The sequence below is a fragment of the Burkholderia sp. E168m23 genome (assembly GCF_016586125.1).
GTDB lineage: Bacteria > Pseudomonadota > Gammaproteobacteria > Burkholderiales > Burkholderiaceae > Burkholderia > Burkholderia orbicola.
The window spans coordinates 1-3,498 of the sequence record NZ_BCPP01000777.1; the positions used below are offsets into that span (position 1 = coordinate 1).

The 3,498-nt window shown below is 66.3% G+C and carries 4 protein-coding genes; all 4 read left to right on the top strand.

Going from position 1 to position 3,498, the window contains the following annotated elements; genetic code table 11:
* Positions 1-138 precede the first annotated feature (138 nt).
* Positions 139-321 carry a hypothetical protein gene (locus JMF90_RS40320; RefSeq protein ID WP_006488040.1) on the top strand — a complete coding sequence of 61 codons (183 nt, stop codon included), beginning with the start codon at positions 139-141 and terminating at the stop codon, positions 319-321.
* Positions 322-603: 282 nt separating this feature from the next.
* Positions 604-1,389, top strand: coding sequence for a gamma-glutamyl-gamma-aminobutyrate hydrolase family protein (locus JMF90_RS29385; RefSeq protein WP_054928128.1), 786 nt, complete (start codon positions 604-606; stop codon positions 1,387-1,389).
* Between the two features lie 28 nt (positions 1,390-1,417).
* Complete coding sequence (locus tag JMF90_RS29390) at positions 1,418-2,755, top strand: glutamine synthetase family protein (RefSeq protein WP_012329373.1); 1,338 nt, start codon at positions 1,418-1,420, stop codon at positions 2,753-2,755.
* A gap of 34 nt (positions 2,756-2,789) precedes the next feature.
* Positions 2,790-3,498, top strand: a 709-nt coding sequence (locus JMF90_RS29395) for an aminotransferase class III-fold pyridoxal phosphate-dependent enzyme (protein ID WP_201325772.1), incomplete at its 3' end; no start/stop codon positions are given.

Genomic DNA, 3,498 nt, shown 5'->3' on the forward strand with positions numbered 1-3,498 from the left:
AAATGATGCGGGGCCGGCACCTTGATTATTTTAAACGCCCAGCGCGTCGAAACGATCGGGTGTTCAATACTTTCAACAAACCAGTCGAGTGTAATCGTGAGAGTCCGTGGCCCTCTGGTGAGGTGGGATCGAGGCGATGTGCGAAGTTTGCGCAGCGCCGTTCCCGCTTCCGACGGCAGTTGCGGCTGGCATAGTCCTCGCCTGCTTCACCTGTCGATCTACACCATCCTGTCCCGTCGTTCCGTTCGGCGCCACAACGCCGTTTCCGCACGCGCATTCGTCGCCGTCGATACCGACGAAGTGGCGTCGCTGCTGCCGTAGCGCCTCTCCTTTCTTCACGTCGTTCGTTTTTTCTGTCGATTCGCCAACCGCATCGTCCGTGCGGTGACGGCACGCGTTCGCGCATGCATTGCCGCGTCGCGTATCGCAATGAAACGAACGACGGCCTGACCGTCGCGCGCAGCGCGGATCGCCACGCCATCCCGTTGCGCCCATTCACCAGCGGCCGTGCGCCTTGCGCCCGGCTGCGGGGTCGTGTCGCGCCTGCGTTTTGCCGCATCCGGCTCGGTGCACGTCACGTCCCTACGGATTACTGAAGACGTCATGGAAAGGAAACCTCTCGTCGGCATCACCGCCGACCTCACCCAGATCGGCGCGCACGCGTCGCATACGGTCGGCGACAAGTACGTCGCCGCGATCGTCGACGGCGCGCATGCGCTCGCGATGGTGCTGCCGGCCCTCGGCGAGCGCCAGTCGAGCGCCGACGTGCTCGACGCGGTCGACGGGCTGCTGTTTACCGGCAGCTACTCGAACGTCGAGCCGCATCTCTATGGCGGCGAACCGAGCGCACCGGGCACGAAGCACGACCCGGCGCGCGACGCGACGACGCTGCCGCTGCTGCGCGCGGCCATCGTCGCCGGCGTGCCCGTGCTCGCCGTGTGCCGCGGCTTCCAGGAGTTGAACGTCGTCTGCGGCGGCACGCTGCACCAGCGCGTGCATGAAGTGCCCGGCTTCGCCGATCACCGCGAGGACGACGACGCGCCGATGGACACGCAATACGGCCCCGCGCACGTCGTGCGCCTGACGCCCGGCGGCAAGCTGCATGCGCTCGCCGGCGGCCGCGACGAAGTGCACGTGAACTCGCTGCACAAGCAGGGCATCGCGCAGCTCGGCTCCGGCCTCGCCATCGAGGCGGTCGCGCCGGATGGGTTGATCGAGGCCGTGAGCGTCGTCGACGCACCGGCTTTCGCGCTGGCCGTGCAGTGGCATCCGGAATGGCGGCATGCGCAGGACCCGCTGTCGAGCGCGATCTTCCGCGCCTTCGGCGATGCCTGCCGCGCCCGCCGCGCCGCCCGCACGCGCGCCATGGCCGCCGCCGCGCTCGCCTGAGCGCGCCCACCAGACAACGAGAACAGACATGCAAGACATCGAAGACTTTCTGAAGCAGCACCGGATCACCGAGATCGAAGCGATCATTCCCGACATGGCCGGCATCGCGCGCGGCAAGATCACGCCGCGCAACAAGTTCACGTCCGGCGAATCGATGCGCCTGCCGCAAGCCGTGATGGTGCAGACCGTCACCGGCGACTATCCGGAAGACGGCTCGCTCACCGGCGTGACCGACCCCGACATGGTGTGTGTGCCCGACACGTCGACGATCCGCCTGATCCCGTGGGCCGTGGACCCGACCGCGCAGGTGATCCACGATTGCGTGCATTTCGACGGCTCGCCGGTCGAGATCTCGCCGCGCTACGTGCTGCGCCGCGTGCTCGACCTGTACAAGGCGAAGGGCTGGAAACCGGTCGTGGCGCCGGAGCTCGAGTTCTACCTGGTCGACATGAACAAGGACCCCGACCTGCCGCTGCGCCCGCCGGTCGGTCGCACGGGCCGCCCTGAAACGGGCCGCCAGTCGTATTCGATCGAGGCCGTCAACGAATTCGATCCGCTGTTCGAGGACATCTACGAGTACTGCGAAGCGCAGAACCTCGACATCGACACGCTGATCCACGAAGTCGGCGCCGCGCAGATGGAGATCAACTTCATGCACGGCGACGCGCTGTCGCTGGCCGACCAGGTGTTCCTGTTCAAGCGCACGGTGCGCGAGGCCGCGCTGCGTCACAACATGTACGCGACGTTCATGGCCAAGCCGATGGAAGACGAACCGGGCTCGGCGATGCACGTGCACCAGAGCATCGTCGACGAGGAAACGGGGCAGAACCTGTTCACGTCACCGGAGACCGGCGGCGCGACGTCGATGTTCTACAACTACCTCGCGGGGCTGCAGAAGTACACGCCGGCGCTGATGCCGATCTTCGCGCCGTACATCAATTCGTACCGCCGCCTGTCGCGCTTCATGGCCGCGCCGATCAACGTGCAGTGGGGCTACGACAACCGCACGGTGGGGTTCCGCATTCCGCATTCCGGCCCGGCCGCGCGCCGCATCGAAAACCGCATCCCCGGTGTCGACTGCAATCCGTACCTCGCGCTCGCGGCGACGCTGGCGGCCGGCTATCTCGGCATGACGCAGCGCCTGGAGCCGACTGAGCCGCTGGTGAGCGACGGCTACAGCCTGCCGTACCAGCTGCCGCGCAACCTCGAGGAAGGGCTGACGCTGATGGCCGCGTGCGAGCCGCTCGGCGAGATCCTCGGGCCCAAGTTCCTCAAGGCGTACTTCGCGCTGAAGGAAACCGAATACGAAGCGTTCTTCCGCGTGATCAGCTCGTGGGAACGCCGCCATCTGCTGCTGCACGTGTAAGCGTGCCAACCGCATACGGAATCACGGAGGAAACATGACTTACCGCAACGAATCTGCCTGGGTCCAGCCGGCCGCGCCGAGCGCCGCGGCCGCCGCGCCGCGCGCGACGCAGGCACGCACGACCGCCGAATACCGCGCGCTCGACGCCGCGCACCACATTCACCCGTTCTCCGACATGGGCGCGCTCAACCGCGCTGGCAGCCGCGTGATCGTGAAGGCCGACGGCGTCTATCTGTGGGACTCGGACGGCAACAAGGTGATCGACGGGATGGCCGGCCTGTGGTGCGTGAACGTCGGCTACGGCCGCAAGGAGCTCGCCGACGCCGCGTATCGCCAGATCCAGGAACTGCCGTTCTACAACACGTTCTTCAAGACCACGCATCCGCCGGTGATCGAGCTTTCCGCGATGCTCGCGGAAGTCACGCCCGCCGGCTTCAACCACTTCTTCTATTGCAACAGCGGCTCGGAAGGCAACGACACCGTGCTGCGTCTCGTGCATCAGTACTGGCGCGTGCAAGGCAAGCCGCAGAAGAAGGTCGTGATCTCGCGCAAGAACGGCTATCACGGCTCGACGATCGCGGGGGGCACGCTCGGCGGGATGGGCTACATGCACGAGCAGATGCCGTCGAAGGTCGAGCACATCGTGCACATCGATCAGCCGTATTTCTTCGGCGAAGCGGCAGCCGGCGAGACGCCCGAAGCATTCGGCCTCGCCCGCGCGCAGCAGCTCGAAGCGAAGATCC